Source organism: Microbacterium sp. 01T413_2, assembly GCF_056398985.1.
Genome location: NZ_JBFTQL010000011.1, coordinates 49279 through 68537 on the forward strand (window position 1 = coordinate 49279; position 19259 = coordinate 68537).

Consider the following 19259-nt stretch of genomic DNA (forward strand, 5'->3'; position numbering starts at 1 on the left):
CGGCCTCAGCCGACGACCATGAGGACCCGGGCGTCATCGGCGACGATCCCGGGTCCGCGAGTGACCGCACTGTCCCCCGTCATTGCGGACGGCAGCACCAGCGCTTCCATCGCCGATGCCGTGCTGCCGCCCATGCTCACCCGCCCCGAGCGCACGACCACCGCGCGCGTATCCTCGGGCAGATCGGATGCACCGTGCAGGTCGGCGAAGACCAGCGCCGGCCTCGCCCGGGATGTCACCGTGGACAGGACGAGGATCCGGCTCAGCTCCGCAGCACGGAGCCGGGGCCGGCGCAGTTCCAGGAGCGGGCCCGTGTGCCGCAGCACCCGCTCCTTGCGCAGTCCGACCGGCGCGCCAGGACCGACGTCGACCTGCGGGCCGCCGATCCCGGCGAGCACGTGCGTCGCCTCGTCCACCAGATGCAGGATGCCCACCGGGCCCCGCAGCTCGACGAGCTGCAGGGCCCAGTGCAGCTCTCCATTCGGACCGCGCAGTCCGCAGATCTCGCGCACATGGCCGCCTCCTGCGGCGAGCCCGCGCCTCGGCAGGTTCCGCAACTGCAGGAGACCGGCCGTGGCGGAGCTCGCCGCGAGGAAGGCGGGGTTCACCGGCTCAGACCCGCGCGCCGATGAGGACATAGCCCTCTTCGCCGTGCACCACGGTGTCGAGCCCTGCGATCTCGTCCTCGTTCTTCACCCGGAATCCGAGGAGCTTCTCGATGACGAATCCGATCCCGAAGGCGAGTGCGAACGAGTAGACGAGCACGGCGCCTGCTGCGAGCGCCTGGGCCGCGAGCTGTGCGAAGCTGCCGCTGAAGATCAGGCCGGTGCCGTTGGCGAACACGCCCAGGTAGAGCGTTCCCAGGATGCCGCCGATGAGGTGGATGCCGACCACGTCGAGCGAGTCATCGAAGCCGAGCTTGAACTTCAGGTCGATCGCGAGCTGGCAGACCGCACCGGCGAGGAGGCCGAGCACGACCGCCCAGATCGGGGTGAGCGCGGCGCAGGCCGGGGTGATCGCGACGAGACCGGCGACAGCACCGGATGCGGCGCCGACCGAGGTCGGCTTGCCGTTGCGGATCTTCTCCATCACCAGCCAGCTGAGCAGAGCGGCCGCGGGAGCCGCGAGGGTGTTCACGAACGCGATCGCGGCGGTGCCGTCGGCGCCGAGCTCGGAACCGGCGTTGAACCCGAACCAGCCGAACCACAGCAGGCCGGCGCCGAGCAGCACGAACGGCGGGTTGTGCGGCACGTCGGCGCCCTTCTGGAAGCCGATGCGGCGGCCGAGCACGAGGGCGAGCGCGAGACCGGCGGCTCCGGCGTTGATGTGCACCGCGGTGCCGCCTGCGAAGTCGATCGCGCCGACGCCGAGCCAGTCCTGAAGGCCCTTGGTGACCCAGCCGCCGTAGGCGAAGGTGCCGTCCTTGTTCAGGCCGAAGTTGAAGACCCAGCTCGCGACCGGGAAGTAGACGACCGTCGCCCAGATGCCGGCGAAGATCATCCAGGATCCGAACTTGGCACGGTCGGCGATGGCGCCGGAGACGAGGGCGACGGTGATGATCGCGAAGGTCGCCTGGAACGCGACGAACGCGAGCGGCGGGTACGCTGCGCCCTTCGGAACCTCGAGCAGGCTGTTCAGGCCGATCGCGGACCAGTCGATGGTCCACGGGGCGATCAGGCCCTTACCGCTGGGGAACGCGATCGCATAGCCGAAGACGACCCACAGCACGCCGATCAGACCGATCGCGCCGAAGCTCATCATCATCATGCTGATCACGCTCTTGGCCTTGACGAGGCCACCGTAGAAGAACGCCAGACCTGGCGTCATGAGCAGCACGAGGGCTGCACAGATCAAAACGAAGGCGGTGTTTCCCTGATCCATGGGTCCGCTCCTCTCTCAGTGAGAACGCTCCTGCAGCGTCGGGTGAGGTCAGACTGTCACCCGTGCGTTTCGCCTCGACGCGCGCTGTGTTTCCATTCCGTTTCGTCGAACGCACCCGACGTGAACAAGCTGTAACGCGGGGCCCGCCGCCTGGCAGGATGAGCCCATGCGTGCAGTGGTGTTCGATGCGGTCCGTTCCCAGCCGGAGGTGCGCTCGGTCCCCGAGCCGGACGTGCCCGATGACGGCGTCCTCGTCCGGGTGATGGCCACGGGGATGTGCCGCAGCGATTGGCACGCCTGGGCCGGGCACGACGACATCGCGTTCCCGCATGTGCCGGGGCACGAGCTCGCCGGGATCATCACCGAAGTGGGACCGCGGGTCACCCGCTGGCAGGTGGGCGATCGCGTGACCGTGCCGTTCGTGTGCGGCTGCGGGCGTTGTGAATGGTGCCTCTCCGGCAACGCGCAGGTCTGCCCCGACCAGCAGCAGCCCGGCTTCACGCACTGGGGATCCTTCGCCGAGGCAGTCGCCCTGCACGCAGCCGACGTGAACCTGGTCGCGCTGCCGGACGAGGTGGACTTCGCCACGGCGGCGAGTCTCGGCTGCCGCTTCGCCACCGCGTTCCGCGCGCTCGTCGGACGCGCGCAGGTGCGCGACGGCGAATGGGTCACGGTGATCGGAGCCGGCGGCGTCGGGCTCAGCGCCGTGATGATCGCCCGGGCGGCCGGTGCGCGCGTCATCGCCGTGGACCGCAACCCGGAGGCCCTCGCCGTGGCCGCCGAAGTCGGCGCCGAGCACACGCTCCTCGCGGACGGGACCGACATCCCGGCCGCCGTGGCCGCGCTGACCGGAGGCGGAAGCCACGTCTCCGTCGATGCGGTGGGCAGCGAGCAGACCCTCGCCGACGCGATCCTGGGGCTGCGCCGGCGCGGCCGGCACGTGCAGATCGGCCTGCTCCCGCCGATCGACGGGCACCCGCGCGTGCCGATGGACCGCGTGATCGGCTGGGAGCTCGACCTGCTCGGCAGCCACGGCATGGCGGCCACGGACTACCCAGCGATGATGGCGCTGATCGCCGAAGGGCGCCTCGCCCCGCAACGCCTCATCGAGCGCACCATCGGTCTCGAGGAGGCCGCGGCGCTGCTGCCCGGCTTCGACCGGGCCACCGTGGCGGGCATGACCATGGTGGATCCGCAGCGGATCGACTGATCGCCGCGTGCCGCCGAGACGCGGCTCACGTCGCTGTCGTCGTCGCGTCCAGTCCGGGCGATCGCGCCCCCTTCGGGAGGCCGAGCCGGCCGCGGGTCACGACGATCAGCACGAGAGCCGTGACCGTGAAGCCGATCAGCACCGGCAGAAGCCCGTAGTCGTTGAAGATCGGCGCGGGGAAGAGCGGCGCGCCCACCTTGTTCGCGAAGGTGTTGAAGGAGGCGTGCATCAGCATTGTGATCAGCACGCTGCCCGCCGCGTGGTTGAAGACCCAGGTCATCATGATCGTCAGCGCCGTGATCATCACCACGAACATCACCATGTTCGTGAGCGTCGGCGGCGTCCACACCCCGCTCCAGAAGAGCGGGAAGTGCCAGAACGCCCACAGCAGGCCGAGGATGACACTCCCCGTCAGCGGACCGTAGCGGTCCTGCAGCCGCGGCAGGGCGAACCCTCGCCATCCAGGTTCCTCGCCCAGCGGGCCGCCGAGGAGGAACGTCATCAGGAATGCCAGCGGGTAGGCGGCGAGCAGCGGCCCGACGATCGGCTGGAACGACGACAGCGCCCCCGGCACGACGATCGTGCCCAGCACGATGATGATCGGCACCCCGACGAGCAGGAACAGGTACCAGACGATCCCGACCCGCCATTGCACGTACCGGTGGAGCAGGTGGGTGATTCCTGCCTTCCCCTCCAGCACGCCCGTCATGACGAAGGCACCGACCGTGGGTCCGAAGGTCGCGGCGACGACCGCGATCGCGATCACCGGTTTCGGCAGGGCCGGCAGCACGCCCTGCGCCGACAGCGCGACCGGCACCTCGATCAGCCACGAGACGAGGTAGGCGATCACGAAGTAGGAGGTGAGCGGATTCCGGGCGAGCAGCCCGCGGGGCGCCGCGTGGGATGACCGACCGAGGTTGCCGACGACTGCCATGATGCTGACCTTTCCGCCAGCGACGGGCCCGCGACGACGCGGGTCAGCCGTTCGCCATGCCTCAGTGTGGCACTCGGCGGGGCACGCCACCAGAGGCTCCGCCAGACCCGGATCAGTTCTCGAGCAGGTGCCGGATCGCGGACTCGGGAGTGACGGTCGTATCGAGCACCCGACCCCGGGCGTAGCGGCGGAACACCCGCGGATCGATGTAGCTCGCCCGCGCCACCGCGGCCGTGTTGCCGAGCGCCGCGGCGGCGGCCTCGACCGCATCCCGTTCCGCACGTCGGCGCTGAGCCGCGTCGTCCGCCGCTCCCGCGGCTGCCAGCGCACTCGCCGCCGCGATCGTGCCGCGGAGCGTCCGGAAGTCCTTCGCCGTGAAGGCCGTGCCGGTGAGGGCGCGCACGTGCTCGTTCACTTCCCGGGCCGTCACCGCGACCCGCCGCCGTCCGCGGCGATAGGCGAGCAGCGGCGCGCTCGGGCGGGAACCCTCCACGAGGCTCGCGAGCACCGCCGAGAGCGCCGGATCCTCGACCTCGAGATGCATGCGACGCCCGCTCTTGGCGGGGAAGGCGAGCACGGTCGTGGCCCCGTCGATACGCACATCACGGCAGCGGAGAGTGGTGAGCCCGCGACTGCCGTGGCGTGCCAGATAACGCTGCGAGCCGACGCGCGGCGCCGCATCGTCCAGCAACCGGAAGGCGGCGGCCAGCACCCGCTCCCGGTCCGCCTCGTCGTCCTGCACGAGCACGCGCGTCACCCTGGCGCGCGCCCCCGGCAGCGCCGCGGCGAGCGCCATCGCGCGGCGGAACTTCCTCCGGTCCCGGCGCTGCCGCCATTGCGGGTGGTACAGGTACTGCCGCCGCCCCGCCGCGTCGACGCCCACCGCCTGGATGTGGGCGCGTGGATCCTTCGCGATCCAGACGTCCTGCCACGCCGGCGGGATGGCGAGCGCGCGGATCCGCTCGAGATCGGCGTCCGACACCGCGTGCCCCTGCGCATCCGTGTAGCGGAACCCGGATCCGGACCGCCTCCGCCGATAGCCCGGGTCGCTGTCGGGACGCGCACGGACGAGGCCCGACCCCGCGGCACCGCGCGTCATCCGCCGGCTCCGTGGAACCGGGACCCGCCGTCGAGCCGCCCGGCCATCCGCGCCTCCTCTCGCCCCGGCGGCACTCCGCCCGGTCACGATGACTCTGCCGCGCCGTCGGTCGCCCGGGAAGGGGCTGGTGGCCGATCTTCTCCGTCGGCTACGATCCTTCGGCGCCGCGTCGGGGGATCCGCTCCGCAGCCGGCGCCGAGCCGGCGGGTCCGGGGATCCGCTCCGCTCCGGCGCCGAGCCCGCCCGGACCGAAGCTCAGTCCCGCAGTCGTGCGGCGCGAGCCCGCAGGTAGTCGCGTTCAGGGACCGAGAGCGTCGCCCGGGCCGCGTCGAGGTACTCGGCGATCGCCTCCGGAGTGCGCCCCGCGCGTTCGAGCAGATGCGCGCGCACCGACGCGATGCGGCGGCGGTCGCCGCGCACCCTCGGATCCGCGATCCCGTCGATCACGGCCAGACCCGATTCCGGGCCGTGCACCATGGCCTGGGCCACGGCGCGGTTGATCGTCGCGACCGGGTTGCCGGTCTCCCGTTCGAGCAGGCGGTACAGGGCCAGGATCTGCGGCCAGTCCGTGGTCGCGGTGCTCGGGGCGTCATCGTGCAGCGCCGCGATCGCGGCCTGGATCGCGTAGGGGCCGTGGCGGCCCGCGGCGAGCGCCGCGTCCAGGATCTCGGTGCCCTCCTCGATCCGGCCCCGGTCCCAGCGCGTGCGATCCTGCTCGTCGAGCGGGATCAGTTCGCCGCGGGTGCCGGTGCGCGCGGACCGGCGGGCGTCGGTGAGCAGCATCAGCGCGAGCAGCCCCGCGACCTCGACGTCGTCCGGGCGTTCGCGATGCAGCATCCTGGCAAGGCGGATCGCCTCATCGCTGAGCCGGACGTCGTTGACCTCCGCACCCTCGGTCGCGGTGTGGCCCTCGGTGAACATGACATAGAGGACGGCGAGCACCGGATCCAGACGGTCCTCGGGGTCGGCAGGCTCGGGGAAGGCCGCCCCGGCCACGCGGATCTTCGCCTTCGCCCGGCTGATCCGCTGAGCGATCGTCGCCTCCGGCAGCAGGTGCGCGCGGGCGATTTGCGCGGTCGACAAGCCCGCGACCGCACGCAGCGTCAGCGCCACCTGGGCGGGCACGCTGAGCACGGGATGGCAGCACAGCCGCAGCACCTGCACGCTGTCGTCGGCATCTGCGGTCGACGCGTCCTCGAGCGGCCGCCACGCATCGACGTAGGCGTGCTCGCGCTCGCGACGCTGGTGCTCGCTGCGGATCCGGTCGATCATGCGGCGGCGCGCGACGGTCAGCAGCCAGCCCTTCGCGTCCACGGGAGCGCCCTCGGACGGCCACTGCTGGTGGGCGGCGAGGAGCGCCTCCTGCACCGCATCCTCGCAGAGGTCCAGCTGCGCGGCGCCGTAGCGGCGCAGCAGCGCGGCGAGGACCTGCGGCGCGCTGCGGCGCCACAGGTCCTCGTAGCGGCGATCGGTCACACGTCGGACCCGGCGGAGAACATCACGGGACGGACCTCCAGGGCGAGMCCGTCGATYGCCGCGTCCGGGATCTGCTGGGCGAGCTCGACCGCGCGCTCCTCGGAYTCGACCTCGATCAGGTAGTACCCGCCCATGAACTCCTTGGTCTCGGCGAAGGGTCCGTCGACCACTTCGGCTGAGCCGCCCGCAGCGCGCACCACCTTCGACTGGCTGGGGTCGGCGAGAGCGACGGTGCCGAGCATCTCGCCGGATGCGGTGATGGTGTCGATGAAGGCCTGGTGCCCGTCGCCGATCGCCTGCATCTGCTCCGCCGTCAGCGCATCCAGCACGTCCTGACGCACCTGCATGAGGATCATGTACTTCATGGTCGTTCTCCTTCTGTTCGTCGGGCGACCCGATGTCCGCCTCGGTATGTGGTCGGAGTCGATGTGCGTTTCTCGACAACATTCTGCGCGCCGATTCCGACAACCGCGCTCCGGCGCCCTCCGGCGGGCCGCGTCCCCCGGATGCGCGGGGCGTCTCGAGGCCCTGCTCGGGCCGAATCAGCCGCCGGCCGTCGTGCGCAGCGCCTGCTCGAGCGCGGTTCGCGCCACTGCGCYGACGGTCGGCGCGGTGACGAGGAAGATGCGCCGCTCGAACACGGCGTCGGCGATCTCCACGGTGGCCACGGCGTCCAGATGCGCGGGAAGCGCCAGCTCCGGCACGAGGGCGGCACCGAACCCGGCGGCGACATAGGCCGCCACGACGGCGTAGTCGTCGCTGCGCATCGCGATCCGCGGGGTGAAGCCGGCCTGCTCGGCGGCTCGGGCCAGGGCCGCGTCGACCGGATCCGCCTCCGTCGCACCCGCGATCCAGGCTTCGTCGTCGAGATCCGCAAGGGGAACGCCGGTGCGCCCGGCGAGAGGGTGCGCCCGCGGGACGATGACGGCGAGGCGCTCCTGGCGGACCGGGATCATCCGGAAGCCCGGCGGCAGGATCGTGGGCCGGCCTGGGGCGTCGTACACGATCGCGGCATCGAGGCGGAGTCCGACGACGTCCGCCATCAGCGGGTCGAGCTCGGCCTCGCTCACGTCCGGGTCGAAGCCGGCCTCCTGCAGTGCTCGCACGACCTGCGGCAGCAGCCTCGCTCCTGCGGAGGGGAACACGCCGATCGCGATGCGGCGGCGGTCTGACTCGACCAGCGCCCTGAGCTCGTCGACGGCGCGTTCGGAGCGGTCCAGGATCGCGATCGCGTGCGGCATCATCGCCTCTCCCACCGCCGTCAGCCGGGTGCCGCCGGATCCGCTCGTCACGACCGCGGCGCCGAGTACGCGCTCCAGGCCGCGGAGGTGGTGGGTCACGGTGGGCTGGCTCCACTGCAGGGCGTCCGCCGCACGCAGCACGGACCCGTGTTCGGCCACGGCCTCCAGCGCCTTGAGCTGCCTCAGATCGAGCATCCGCGCTCCATAGTGAGTATTGAGGAATGAAGATATGTCGTCATTCCTCATCGTATCCCTCGCCGTCAGAATCGATCCGTGACGACATCCACGCCCTACGCCGACGCCATCCGCCGATTCGCCGCACGCGACCTGCAGCGCCTCAACGTCCCCGGGCACAGCGCCGACCCCACCGCCGCCCCGCTACTGGCGGAGTTCTTCGGCGAGGACGTGCTGCGCTACGACGTGGAGCCGCTGCTGGACGGCATCGACAAGGGACCCGTGAACCCGCTCGCCCAGGCGCGCGAGGCCGCCGCCCGTGCGTGGGGCGCGCGGCGCACCTGGTTCCTCACCAACGGCGCCTCCGAGGCGAACCGGATGGCGGCGCTCGCACTGGCCGCGTTCCGCACCCCGGACGAGATCGTCGTCGCGCAGCGCAGCGCGCACTCCAGCTTCTTCGACGGCATCATCCTCGGCGGCCTCGACCCCCGCTTCGTGCAGCCGACGATCGATGAGCACCATGGCATCAATCACGGCGTGACGCCCGCCGCGATGCGCGAGGCGCTCACGGGCGTGGACGCGAAGGCCGCCTACATCATCAGTCCGAGTTACTTCGGCGCGGTCGCCGACGTCGAGGGCATCGCCGAGGTCTGCCACGAGGCCGGCGTGCCGCTGGTCGTGGACGCCGCGTGGGCCGCGCACTTCGGCTTCCACCCCGACCTTCCTGCGAACCCGATCGCGCTCGGCGCCGACCTCGTCGTCTCGTCGACGCACAAGATGGGCGGCAGCCTCACCCAGTCGGCCATGCTCCATCTCGCCGACGGCCCCTACGCCGCGGAGCTCGAGCCTCTGATCGACCGCGCCTTCATGTTCACGCAGTCCACGAGCGCCAGCTCGCTGCTGCTCGCCTCCCTCGACCTCGCCCGGGCGACGCTCGAGGACGGCCGCGACCGCATCACCGCGTCGCTCACCGCCGCCGCCGAACTGCGCGACGCCGTGCGTGCGACGGGACGCTTCCCGATCGTGAGCGACGGCTTCGACGCCTTCCCCGACATCGTCGGCCACGACCCGCTGCGGGTGTCGATCGATGTGGGGGCGGCCGGGCTGGACGGCCACGCCGTGCGCGAGGAGCTACTGCGCACCGCGGGGATCATGACGGAGATCTCGACCGGATCCTGCATCGTCGCGTTCGTCGGCCCCGGCACGACGCCCGACGCCGCCCGATTCGTCGCGGCGCTCGAGGCGCTGCGGCCGGTCGGCGACCTCGCCGCCCGCGGGGAGCTCGGCTCGATCGCATTGCCCAAGACCGGCCCCGCCGTGATGCGCCCGCGGGATGCCGCCTTCGCGCACACCGAGATCGTCCCGGCGGCGGACGCCGTGGGCCGGGTCTCGGCCGACGCGCTGGCCGCCTATCCGCCCGGGATCCCCAACGTCCTGCCCGGTGAGATCCTCACTGCCGAGACGATCGCGTTCCTGCGCGGGATCGCGGCGATGCCCGGCGGCTACGTCCGCGGCGCCGCGGACGCCCTCGTCGATGGCGTGCGCGTCGTGGTCGAGGCAGGTACGCCAGAGGTCTCGGCTCGATCGCAGGCCGCGCGGACCGGCAGGATCGATCCGCACCTCAGCACCGGCATGCGACGCGCAATGAAGCCCTCTTCCAGGAAGGAACTGGCCGCCGCGTCCTGAACCGGTTCCGGCTCAGGAGCCTGGATCCGCAGCGCGGGCTCTCGCCACGACGATGCCGCGCTGCGAGGTCCAGAAGCGCTGCAGCATCGCACGCAGCTCGGCAGGGTCGACGTCGGCGCCGAAGGCCTCCGCGCCGGGCTCCAGCATGATGCCGGCGGCCAGGCCACCGGCGACCACGGCGTCGAACCCGAGGTCGTCGACCAGCCGGGCCACCCGTGCGACATCCGCCGGGTCGTCTCCGGCGATGGCGATCGCCTTGCGGCCGGGCGCGCCCGCCGGGCGGGCTTCGTCCTCGAGGTCCTGGTAGCCCATGTGGTTGAACGCCTTCACGACCCGGGATCCGGTCAGGAAGCGCTGCACGATCTCGCTCGTGGAGGTACGCGGATCGTCCAGATCGCCACGGAGCCCATCGCCCCACCAGTAGTTCATGGCGTCGATCACGAGCTTGCCCCGCAGCGGGTCGACCGGCAGCGCCGTGTGCCGGGCAAGCGGCAGGGCGAGCAGCACGGCGTCAGCGCTGCGGGCGAGCTCTGCGACGTCGACCGCCGTCGCGCCGAGCGCCCGCACGGCACGCGCGATCAGGGCCGGATCCGACGAGCCCGCCACCAGCACGCGGTATCCGGCGGACGCGGCCAGCCGCGCGAGCACGCCGCCGACCCGACCGGCACCGATGATGCCGAGCGTCTGGATCCGGGGTTCCGTGTCCGTCACACCTCTCCTATGCCGAGGGAAGCGGCCCGAGGCGTCGGACTGCGCTCACGCCGTCGTCCACGCCGGCGGGGCGAAGACGCAGTCGCCGGTCTCGTCCCACTGCGAGACCTCCGCCTGCAGGTACGGCTGGATCCGCGGCGCGATCGTCGCGTTCATCGCACGCAGCGCCGGCGCGAAGCCATCGCCCGGCCAATCCTGCGGCAGCAACTCGCCGGGCAGCCGGGGGTCGTCCATACGCAGGACGATGACCCTGGCGTACATGCGATGCCAGATGTCGAGCAGCTCCCAGGGGTCGCGTTCGGCGGTGCCGCTGACGACGAGATCGTGGCTCTGCGTCACCTCGGAGATCGCGGCCCGATAGCGGTCCGCGATCCCGTCGAGATCCCAGGCCTTGGCCGTCATCCGCACAGCCTCCTGCTCGCTGCCGGGCACGAGGCGGATGTACGAGTACCAGCTGTCCTCGGGCGCGCGGCCGACGCCCTCCGCGATCGGCTGCCAGCGGTCCTCCGGATGGATCAGGACGCCAGGGCGAAGCAACCCGAAGCCCGCGTGCTCCGCCAGCCGGCGGAAGCGATCACGGAACTCGGGATGCACTCCGGCGATGTCGAAGACCACCCCGTGGAAAGCCCCGGACCAGTGCGGCACCGGCGTCGTGCCCTCCAGTTCCCGATACCTGACGAGCGCTGCGGGCGACAGACGGTGTGCGACGACCGGACCTTCGCCACCGCGGTCATCGATCAGCCAGCCCAGGCGCTGCATCCGTGAGATGGTGGCGCGCGCGTCGGAGTCGGTGAGCCCGAGGCTCTTCAGTACCTCGATGAGCACGGGATCCGGGATCACGGCGGCGGAGAGAGCACCGAAGACGAAGCCGACGGTGGTCGAATGGGGCGCATGCCGGGTTCGAGCGTCCGCTTCGCGTAGGTGCATGGCTCATCCCAACGCTCGAGAGGATCGTGTCCCCGAGGATGCCACGAATCACCCGAAAGGGCCACCGGCCCGCCAGGACCTCACCGATGACGAGGCCCTGCACCCCCGGATCTGCCGCCTCAGCGGACCGGGCGCTCGATCCGCGCGCGAGCCTCGCGCTCGACGAGGACAGGCACGAAGTCGCGCACCCTCGCCCGCTCGAACGAGCGCTGCGCGTCTCGGACCGCACCGTCGATCTCGATCTCCGCAGTCTGCGGGAACCTCGCCTGGAGACGTTCGATGACGTCGGCGATCGCCTTGTCCTCGTCGGACGATTCTCGGGTCATGGCGCCATCGTCGGCCTCGGTCCGAACCGATGTCAAGCAGGACCGGGGATGCACAGCGAGTTGGCGGCAGCGTCAGCGTCGCAGCGCGGCGGGGCGTCTCGATCCGGGATGCCGCAGCCGTCACGGCGCGGTCGTATCCAGGGAGCGCTCCGTCCGTTCCGGCGAAAGCCGGTCGGCACGCGGGCGTTCTCCGGTCTTCACCCGGATTCCGTAGGTCATCAGCGCCCCCGCTGCGGACAGCACCACGGCGACACTGAACAGCAGCCAGAACCCGCCGACGACGGCCACCAGCCCTGCGCCGAGCAGCGGCCCCAGCAGCTGCCCGAGCTGTGCGGAGACGTTCACAAGCGCGAGATCGCGCGCATGGGTTTCCGGATCTTTGAGCAGATCCGTCGCGAGCGCGAGGCTCACCGTCATGTACGCCCCGTAGCCGGCACCCATCAGCGCCGACGCGATCATGGTCATGATGAGAGAAGGGCTGACCAGGATCACCGCGCCCCAGACCACGCCGAAGAGCGCGGACACCACGGTCAGCGTGCGGCGCCGACGCACCGGATGGGCGGAGGCGCGGTCGGAGACGATCCCCGCGATGACCGAGGAGCCGACCACGAAGACCGTGTAGACGACGGTGAGCAGGAGCAGATCGTCCTGCGCCTCGGCCGCGGGCACCTTCACGCCGTAGAGCAGGAAGAAGAGGAGCAGTGCGGTGCCGAGGGCATTGCCGATGTTCACGATCAGGCGGCTGCTCAGGAGCCAGAGGAAGTCGCGGTCGCGCAGCCATGAGGGGCGGCCCGCGGCCATGGGGCGAGCAGGGACGGCGAGCCGGTGCGCCGGCTCGTCGGGAAGCCACAGTGCGGTGYCGACGCCGAGCACGAGGATGAGCGCCGCCAGCACGAGATAGGACTCGAAGATGCCGAGCCCGATCAGCACGATGGTGCCCACACCGACGACGACGCCGAGCGCCTGTGCCGAGCTCGCCGCGGCCGCCGCCGCGCCGCGTTGGGCCTCGGGCAGCTGATCGGCGATCATCGCGGTGAGGGCCGCCGAGGCCACCGAGATCCCGACCGACACGACGATCCAGGCACCGCCGACCGCAACCGGGCCCGTGGCGACTCCGGTGGTCATCAACCCGAGCGCGGAGAGCAGGGATCCACCGATCGCCCACGGGCGTCGGCGTCCCCATCGGGAGCGCGTGCGATCGGACCAGCGGCCCGCCAGCGGTGCCGCGACGACGCCGATGACTCCACCGACGGACAGCACCACGCCGGACCAGACGACACCGCCGATCCAGTCTTCGCCCAGGCCGCCGGTGTCCAGCTGCAGGGGCAGCAGCAGCTGGATCGGCGTGAACTGGATGGTCCAGATCGCCAGCCAGGCGAATGTGAACAGAGTCATCCAGAGCGGTCCGACCCGCTTCACCGCGGTGCCTGCATYGGAAAGTGCTGTCATGGTCGGGCCTCCTCGTCGAGCGCTGCACCAGGCGACGGCGGGTCACGGCGACGGAGGGCTCGACCGACGCACGCCGTGCGAGCGCGAGTTCGTCGACCGTGACGGTGTGCGGATCGGGCGATTCCGTGCCCCGCAGATCTGGTGGAGACAGTCTGATCCGCAGCCCGGGCCGGTCACCACGACAGGGCGCACCTGGTTCCGACGCAGGAGGTGCAGCGTGCACTCGCCGCGCGGGACGATGCGCACGGCCGTTCGCCGTGAGGGCTCAGCCGGAGGCTGTGGTCACGAGCTCGGGCGCGAGCTCCAGCACCAGCAGGGCCGCTGCGACGTAAGTCGGATTGTCTTCCACTTTGACCACGGAGAGCTCGTTCGCCCTAGACACCCGGCGCTCGACGGTGTTCCGGTGCAGGTACAGCCGCGCCGCCGCCCGGGTGGTGTTGAACCCGCACTGCACGTAGGTGAGCAGGGCCTGGCGCAGCGTGGCATCCGCAGTCGCCAACGCGCCGAGCGTCTTGGTCACGAACCTCTGCGCTCCGACGCGATCCTTGGTCAGGCTGTCGATGAGCTCGACATCGCTGTATACGGTGAACCGACGGTCCGACTCCAGTCGCGTGAGCATCACGTGAGCCGCGAGCGCGTCCTCATGACTGGACCGGAACGCCTCGAGCCCATGCCCCGGCCTGCCGACGGCCGCACGCACACGTCGGACATCGGCCACGGCCCTCTCGACATGGTGGAGATCGGGAACGTCCTGGCCGGAAAGCCAGATCCACCGGGAGGCCGAGGTCGCGCGAGCCACGAGCATGGTGCCGGAACGGCTCGCCGCACGCAACGTCGCCACCGCCTCGTCCAATGCACCGTCCTGGTCCGGAGCATCGGTCCACAGGATGAGCGCGACGTGCCGACGCCCCATCCGGTAACCCAGGCGCTCCTCCGCGATGTCCTGGGTCATCGGAGCTCCGCCGACGATCAGTTGGATCATGGCGAGCGTCTGGGCGTCCGCATTGCCCATCGAGGCCGCCAGGCTGACCTCCCGCACCATCGCCACCGAGTCGAGGGCGTACTGCACCAGCGAGTGCGCCGACACGGCCAGCACCTCGACGAGCAGATCCGGGTCGGGGCATTTCGCCGTGCAGAGCTCGAGCCATCGTCGCCAGCCGATGATCAACGCGGCCCGCCACCCCGCCACGAAGTCGGGCGCGATGCCCCGCGACACGAGATCGGCGACGTAGGCCGCCGAACGCGGGCCCACATAGGGATCCACCCGGCGTCCCGGATGCTGGATGTTCGACGTGAGCCACTGCACGATATCCGCACGGTTGAGCTCGCGGTCCTCGGCCATGAGCGACGCATCTGCGAGCAAGGCCGCGTCGCCGTGCGCCGACGCCAGCATCGCCGGTCGCGCGATGGCGTCGGCGAGAGCATCCGCATCGGCCATGAGCCACTCGCAGAGCGATCGGAACATGGCCGCGGCCGCGGGGCTGGGCGAGGGCCACAGATCTTCCATACGAGCAGTCTGGCCCGGCGCGCGCCGATGTCTTCGGAGTTCCCGAGCGCGTCGGCCGCGCGTGTGCACGCTGCACCTACTGCCTCGGAATCAGGTGCGCCCTGTCGTGGTGGCCCGAAGAGGTCGCCGATCAGACTGTGGGCACCATTTGTCGAAGGTGCAAGGAGTCAAGGATGACGGACAACGATTCAGGCGTGGTCGAGGAGTTCGACATCGTCGTGATCGGGGCGGGGATCTCGGGGATCGGGGCTGCGGCCTACTTCAGCCGCGAACTCCCCGGCAAATCCCTGATCGTGCTTGAGGGCCGCGAAGACATCGGAGGCACGTGGGATCTGTTCCGCTACCCGGGCATCCGGTCGGACTCGGATCTGCACACGTTCGGCTACGAGTTCCAGCCATGGCGTCACGAGAATGCGATCGCCGACGCTCCCCTGATCCTGGATTATCTCCGCGAGACGGTCGACGAGAACGCGCTGGCGCGTCTGATCAGAACAGGCCATCGGGTGCGGCGTGCGGACTGGTCATCGATGGAATCGACCTGGACCCTCACCGTCGCGACGACAGATCCTGCCACGGGATCGGACGTGACCAAGACGATCAAGGCGGGGTGGGTGTTCGCCGCGACGGGCTATTACAAGTACGACGAGGGATACTCCCCCGCGTTCCCGGGGATCGAGGACTTCGAGGGCGCCGTCGTGCATCCGCAGCACTGGCCGGAGGACCTCGACTACAGCGCCAAGAAGGTCGTCGTCATCGGCAGCGGCGCGACCGCCGTGACCATCGTGCCGGCGATGACGAAAGGCCCGGGGGCGGCCCGTCACGTCACGATGCTGCAGCGCACCCCGACCTATGTCATGCCGATTCCTCGCATCGACCGCGTCGCGCTCGCACTGACGAAGCTGCTGGGCGAGAAGCGCGGGTACGCCGCGACGAGGTTCAAGAACATCTGGATGGAGCACCTGCTCATCGAAGGCCTGCGCCGGTTCCCCCGGGCCGGGCGTGCCATGGTACGACGGGAGAACATCCGGAAGCTCGGGAAGGGCTTCGATGTCGACACGCATTTCAATCCGCCCTACGCCCCCTGGGATCAGCGCCTGTGCGCAGCACCCGACGGCGACTTCTTCGACACGCTGAAGTCGGGCGACGCCTCCATCATCACCGACAGCATCGCCCGATTCAGCAGGAGCGGCATCGTCCTGGGCTCGGGCGACGAGCTGGAGGCCGACATCGTCATCACGGCCACCGGGCTCAACCTGCAGCTTTTCGACGGCATGCCCATCGTGGTCGACGGACGCCAGATCGATGTCGTCGACACCATTGCCTATCGAGGGACGCTGCTCAGCGGCATCCCCAACTGGTCCATGGCCATCGGCTACACCACCTCGTCCTGGACCCTCAAGGTGGGCCTGCTCTGCAGATACCTCATCGATCTGGTCAGGTACATGGATGCGCACGGATACGACACGGTCGTGCCGGTGGCTCCCCCGGGCATGCAGACCAGACCGGTCATGGATCTCCAGTCCGGCTACGCCAAGCGCGGCGAGAGGATGCTGCCTCGGCAGGGCACGACGAAACCATGGCGGACCATGATGTCGTACCCCCAGGATGCGAAGGCGCTGCGGGGCCCGGTCGTCGACGAACATCTCGTCTTCGGGACCGGATCCGGATCCCTCCACGTCGACGAAGGACGGGTCGCCCATGTCTGACGTCGCCGCCGCGAGCCCTGACCAGTTCGTCACGCTCCCCTCCGGCGTGAGGATCTGCTTCCGCGACGCGGGAACGATCTCCGACCCGGCCATCATGCTCATCGGGGGGCTCGGAGAAGACCTCACGTTCTGGACCGACTCGGTGGTCGACGCACTCGTCGCGCGTGGCTTCCGCGTCGTCTCGCTGGACAACCGCGACGTCGGCCAATCGAGTTTCGCGACCACCCCGCCTCCCGCAGTGTGGCGTCAGGTCCTCGCACGCCCGCGTCCCGACGGCTACACGCTGGCGGACATGGCGCAGGACGCGATCGGCGTGCTCGACCATCTCGACCTCGATCAGGTGCACCTCGTCGGTCGCTCGATGGGCGGCATGATCGCGCAGACGATCGCGGCCACCCAGCCGGATCGGATCCTGTCGCTCACGTCGATCTACTCGACGACGGGGTCGCGCAAGGTCGGCCAGCCCACCTGGTCGACGATCCGGCTTCTCATGGGCCCCGATTCCCGCGACAGGACCGACGCAGTGCGCGACCATCTGCGGATCACGCGGCATATCGCGGGGGCGGCCTACCCGATCGACGACGCGGCCGAGGCCGCGATCGCCGCGCAGGGCTGGGATCGTGCCGCCGGGAATCTGGCGGCGGGTGGGGCACGCCAGATACAGGCGATCCAGCTCTCCGGCGACCGCACCGCACAGCTGAGCAGGATCACGGCGCCCACGCTCGTGATCAACGGCGACCGCGACCTGATGGTCGCCGAGACCGGTGGCGCCGCCACGGCCAGGGCGATCCGGGGTGCACAGCACGTGGTCATCCCCGGCATGGGACATCACATGCCGGAATCCCTGGTCGAGACGATCACGGGCTACATCGCGCAGCACGCGGCTCGTGTCAGTGAAGGAGGAGCTCATGTCGAGATCTCCTGAACGGCCCCATCGCATCGGAAAGGAATAAGGACACATGATCGAAACGCTCTTCATCGTCGCAGACGCGTGGTTGATGCTCGTCTGCTTCGTCTACGGGTGGAAGTTCATCCGGAGACACCACAACTATCTCCTCGGTATCGAATGGATCATCGTCGGTGTCTCTGCGACGAACTTCCTGCTCTGGTCGCTGCTCGGCGGCGACCCCGCGAGTCCCATGTACACCGTCGCGTACTTCCTCGATGCGTTCTCACRGTCGTTCGGATTCACGCTGGTCCTCATCCTCGGCTTGAGGGTGGTCACTCATCACTACAAGCCGACGCTCTGGGTCGAGATCGGCTCGTTCGTCTTGGCCATAGCCGGCGGCGCCTTCCTGGTGTCCCTTCACCACGGCGAGGTGTACGACGTCGGCCCGGCCACGTTCTTCGTCCTCACGAACCTCATCACGTCGATCTTCCTCTTCTCGTTCGCGGGCCGACTGTGGCGTGCGGGCGCGAAGGGCTGGTCCGTGGCGACCACCCTGATCACACTGGTGGCGATGATGATCGCGCTCACGTATGACTTCTTCCCCTGGCCGTTCGACGACTCCCACCGCACGTACTTCTACACCGCGGCGCTGGCCACGTGGGGCACACAAGGATTCATCTACTACTTCGGCTACCGGGCGCTGTCCGGCCACAATGCCTGGATCGATACGAGCGTCGTGCGAAGGATGGCCGTGTCGTCGTAAGGGACGGAATACAGCCCCGGGCTCTCCTTCGGCATGGCCGGAAGAGAGCCCGGGGAGTCGTCTTTTCCGGGTTCTGCGCTTCGCGTCAAAGCGCGTCGGGTCCGCCCGGAATGAGGTTCGTGCGCGGTCAGGGGATGAGCAGCGTGCGCAGCACGCCCCCCGCTTCGAGATCTTCCAGCGCCTCGGCGGCTTCCCTGAGCGGGCGCCGGCCGGAGATGAGCGGATCGAGCTTGAGCTGGCCATCCATGTAGCGATCGACCAGTGCGGGGATGTCGATGGACGGCCGCACCGAGCCGTAGTTCGATCCGAGAATCCGCTGATCGGCTTCCGCGAGCGCGAGCGGCTCGAACGATGCGGTTGCGCCGGTGGGCGGCAAGCCGACGATCACGGCGGCGCCGCCGAGGCCGAGCATGCGGATGGCCTGCTCGGTCGTGAAGGTGCGCCCGATCGCGTCGAAGGCGTAGTCGACGCCGTCGGGAATGAGTGCGAACAGCTGCTCCACAGGGTCGCCCTTGGAGGCGTCGATGCGATCCGTGGCGCCGAACTGCAGAGCCATCGCAGTCTTGTCCGCGACGACGTCGATCGCGATGATCCGCTCTGCGCCGGCGAGCTTCGCTCCTTGCACCACGTTCAAGCCGACACCGCCGCAGCCGATCACGGCGACGGTGGCTCCCGGCTCGACGGCGGCGGTGTTCGTGACGGCGCCGACTCCGGTCGCGACCGCGCATCCCACCACGGCGATCACGTCGAGCGGCGCATCGTCCCGCACCTTGATCGCGCCGGAGGCGGGCACGACGACCTCCTCGGCGAAGGACGAGACGCCGAGGTAGTGGTGCAGCGTCTCGTCATCGCCGTTCTCATCGGTCCTGCTCATCCGCGACGTGCCGTCGAACAGCACTCCCTTCGGCGCGACCAAGGCCGCGACCTTCTGGCAGCGGGCCTCGTGACCCTGCAGGCAGTAACGGCACTCGCCGCACGGCGGCACCCAGCTGAGCACGACGTGGTCGCCCACGGCGAGGGAGGTGACGCCCTCGCCAAGCTCCACGACGGTGCCGGAGCCCTCGTGGCCCATCACCAGCGGAGCGGCGGCGCGCCAGTCGCCCTGCTGCACGTGCAGATCGGAGTGGCAGACGCCGGCGGCGGCGATCTTGACACGGACCTCGCCGGCCCTCGGAGCGGCGAGATCGACGTCGATGACCTCGACTCGGGTCTTGGTGTCGCGGAAAACTGCTGCCTTCATGGCTTCTCTCCTTTGAACGCCGCACGCGAATGAAGATCGC

17 protein-coding genes and 1 pseudogene are annotated in these 19259 nt (G+C 70.0%); 5 read left to right on the forward strand and 13 right to left on the reverse strand.

The features are described from left to right. Positions 1-5 precede the first annotated feature (5 nt). Both AC1DMN_RS08250 and AC1DMN_RS08255 read right to left on the reverse strand, forming a co-directional pair. Entirely contained in the window at positions 6-638 is a 633-nt protein-coding gene (locus AC1DMN_RS08250) for a hypothetical protein (protein ID WP_440734804.1), read from the reverse strand. Continuing rightward, positions 613-1881, reverse strand: coding sequence for an ammonium transporter (locus AC1DMN_RS08255; RefSeq protein ID WP_440734803.1), 1269 nt, complete (start codon positions 1879-1881; stop codon positions 613-615). The genes AC1DMN_RS08250 and AC1DMN_RS08255 overlap by 26 nt, the downstream gene beginning before the upstream one ends. Before the next feature lie 166 nt (positions 1882-2047). Here AC1DMN_RS08255 and AC1DMN_RS08260 point away from each other — a divergent pair, with 166 nt between their 5' ends. Further along, the gene (locus AC1DMN_RS08260; protein ID WP_477230447.1) at positions 2048-3091 is read left to right on the forward strand and encodes a zinc-dependent alcohol dehydrogenase family protein; all 1044 of its coding nucleotides are present in this window, start codon (positions 2048-2050) and stop codon (positions 3089-3091) included. Between the two features lie 25 nt (positions 3092-3116). Here AC1DMN_RS08260 and AC1DMN_RS08265 read toward each other — a convergent pair whose 3' ends face one another. The 5 genes from AC1DMN_RS08265 to AC1DMN_RS08285 all read right to left on the reverse strand — a co-directional run bounded on the left by AC1DMN_RS08265 (position 3117) and on the right by AC1DMN_RS08285 (position 8036). Continuing rightward, the gene (locus AC1DMN_RS08265) at positions 3117-4025 is read right to left on the reverse strand and encodes a CPBP family glutamic-type intramembrane protease (RefSeq protein WP_477230448.1); all 909 of its coding nucleotides are present in this window, start codon (positions 4023-4025) and stop codon (positions 3117-3119) included. Positions 4026-4137: 112 nt separating this feature from the next. Further along, positions 4138-5124, reverse strand: coding sequence for a DNA topoisomerase IB (locus AC1DMN_RS08270; RefSeq protein ID WP_477230449.1), 987 nt, complete (start codon positions 5122-5124; stop codon positions 4138-4140). 255 nt (positions 5125-5379) lie between these two features. Beyond that, entirely contained in the window at positions 5380-6600 is a 1221-nt protein-coding gene (locus tag AC1DMN_RS08275) for an RNA polymerase sigma factor (protein WP_477230450.1), read from the reverse strand. After that, entirely contained in the window at positions 6597-6965 is a 369-nt protein-coding gene (locus AC1DMN_RS08280) for a YciI family protein (protein WP_477230451.1), read from the reverse strand. Before AC1DMN_RS08280 ends, AC1DMN_RS08275 begins: the two co-directional genes overlap by 4 nt. A gap of 177 nt (positions 6966-7142) precedes the next feature. Beyond that, positions 7143-8036, reverse strand: a complete 894-nt coding sequence (locus AC1DMN_RS08285; RefSeq protein ID WP_477384074.1) for a LysR family transcriptional regulator — start codon at positions 8034-8036, stop codon at positions 7143-7145. A 78-nt stretch (positions 8037-8114) separates the two neighbouring features. Here AC1DMN_RS08285 and AC1DMN_RS08290 point away from each other — a divergent pair, with 78 nt between their 5' ends. Further along, positions 8115-9701, forward strand: coding sequence for an aminotransferase class I/II-fold pyridoxal phosphate-dependent enzyme (locus AC1DMN_RS08290; RefSeq protein ID WP_477230452.1), 1587 nt, complete (start codon positions 8115-8117; stop codon positions 9699-9701). Between the two features lie 12 nt (positions 9702-9713). On the opposite strand, the pseudogene AC1DMN_RS08295 reads toward AC1DMN_RS08290, so the two are convergent. From AC1DMN_RS08295 to AC1DMN_RS08315, 5 genes and pseudogenes are all read right to left on the reverse strand, one after another. Beyond that, a pseudogene (locus AC1DMN_RS08295) lies at positions 9714-10421 on the reverse strand (NADPH-dependent F420 reductase); the annotation flags it as partial. 36 nt (positions 10422-10457) lie between these two features. Then, positions 10458-11339 (reverse strand): PaaX family transcriptional regulator C-terminal domain-containing protein, encoded by an 882-nt coding sequence (locus AC1DMN_RS08300; protein WP_477230453.1) that lies wholly within the window; start codon positions 11337-11339, stop codon positions 10458-10460. A gap of 119 nt (positions 11340-11458) precedes the next feature. After that, positions 11459-11665 carry a three-helix bundle dimerization domain-containing protein gene (locus tag AC1DMN_RS08305; protein WP_477230454.1) on the reverse strand — a complete coding sequence of 69 codons (207 nt, stop codon included), beginning with the start codon at positions 11663-11665 and terminating at the stop codon, positions 11459-11461. A 120-nt stretch (positions 11666-11785) separates the two neighbouring features. Beyond that, positions 11786-13114, reverse strand: a complete 1329-nt coding sequence (locus tag AC1DMN_RS08310) for an MFS transporter (RefSeq protein WP_477384076.1) — start codon at positions 13112-13114, stop codon at positions 11786-11788. Positions 13115-13379: 265 nt separating this feature from the next. Beyond that, positions 13380-14621 (reverse strand): PucR family transcriptional regulator, encoded by a 1242-nt coding sequence (locus tag AC1DMN_RS08315; RefSeq protein ID WP_477230456.1) that lies wholly within the window; start codon positions 14619-14621, stop codon positions 13380-13382. A 173-nt stretch (positions 14622-14794) separates the two neighbouring features. Between AC1DMN_RS08315 and AC1DMN_RS08320 the strand changes: the two genes are divergently transcribed. The 3 genes from AC1DMN_RS08320 to AC1DMN_RS08330 are packed head-to-tail and all read left to right on the forward strand — an operon-like array spanning position 14795 to position 17979. Beyond that, positions 14795-16327, forward strand: coding sequence for a flavin-containing monooxygenase (locus tag AC1DMN_RS08320; RefSeq protein ID WP_477230457.1), 1533 nt, complete (start codon positions 14795-14797; stop codon positions 16325-16327). Further along, complete coding sequence (locus tag AC1DMN_RS08325; RefSeq protein WP_477230458.1) at positions 16320-17252, forward strand: alpha/beta fold hydrolase; 933 nt, start codon at positions 16320-16322, stop codon at positions 17250-17252. The genes AC1DMN_RS08320 and AC1DMN_RS08325 overlap by 8 nt, the downstream gene beginning before the upstream one ends. Positions 17253-17286: 34 nt before the next feature. Then, positions 17287-17979, forward strand: a complete 693-nt coding sequence (locus tag AC1DMN_RS08330; RefSeq protein ID WP_477384078.1) for a hypothetical protein — start codon at positions 17287-17289, stop codon at positions 17977-17979. Between the two features lie 127 nt (positions 17980-18106). On the opposite strand, the gene AC1DMN_RS08335 is transcribed toward AC1DMN_RS08330, so the two are convergent. After that, positions 18107-19219 carry an alcohol dehydrogenase catalytic domain-containing protein gene (locus tag AC1DMN_RS08335; protein WP_477230460.1) on the reverse strand — a complete coding sequence of 371 codons (1113 nt, stop codon included), beginning with the start codon at positions 19217-19219 and terminating at the stop codon, positions 18107-18109. Positions 19220-19259 lie beyond the last annotated feature (40 nt).

Bases quoted from the DNA above. Each gene is read 5' to 3' on its own strand.
- AC1DMN_RS08250 (WP_440734804.1), bottom strand. From the start codon at position 638: ATGTCCTCATCGGCGCGCGGGTCTGAGCCGGTGAACCCCGCCTTCCTC.
- AC1DMN_RS08255 (WP_440734803.1), bottom strand. From the start codon at position 1,881: ATGGATCAGGGAAACACCGCCTTCGTTTTGATCTGTGCAGCCCTCGTG.
- AC1DMN_RS08260 (WP_477230447.1), top strand. From the start codon at position 2,048: ATGCGTGCAGTGGTGTTCGATGCGGTCCGTTCCCAGCCGGAGGTGCGC.
- AC1DMN_RS08265 (WP_477230448.1), bottom strand. From the start codon at position 4,025: ATGGCAGTCGTCGGCAACCTCGGTCGGTCATCCCACGCGGCGCCCCGC.
- AC1DMN_RS08270 (WP_477230449.1), bottom strand. From the start codon at position 5,124: ATGACGCGCGGTGCCGCGGGGTCGGGCCTCGTCCGTGCGCGTCCCGAC.
- AC1DMN_RS08300 (WP_477230453.1), bottom strand. From the start codon at position 11,339: ATGCACCTACGCGAAGCGGACGCTCGAACCCGGCATGCGCCCCATTCG.
- AC1DMN_RS08305 (WP_477230454.1), bottom strand. From the start codon at position 11,665: ATGACCCGAGAATCGTCCGACGAGGACAAGGCGATCGCCGACGTCATC.
- AC1DMN_RS08315 (WP_477230456.1), bottom strand. From the start codon at position 14,621: ATGGAAGATCTGTGGCCCTCGCCCAGCCCCGCGGCCGCGGCCATGTTC.
- AC1DMN_RS08320 (WP_477230457.1), top strand. From the start codon at position 14,795: ATGACGGACAACGATTCAGGCGTGGTCGAGGAGTTCGACATCGTCGTG.
- AC1DMN_RS08325 (WP_477230458.1), top strand. From the start codon at position 16,320: ATGTCTGACGTCGCCGCCGCGAGCCCTGACCAGTTCGTCACGCTCCCC.
- AC1DMN_RS08335 (WP_477230460.1), bottom strand. From the start codon at position 19,219: ATGAAGGCAGCAGTTTTCCGCGACACCAAGACCCGAGTCGAGGTCATC.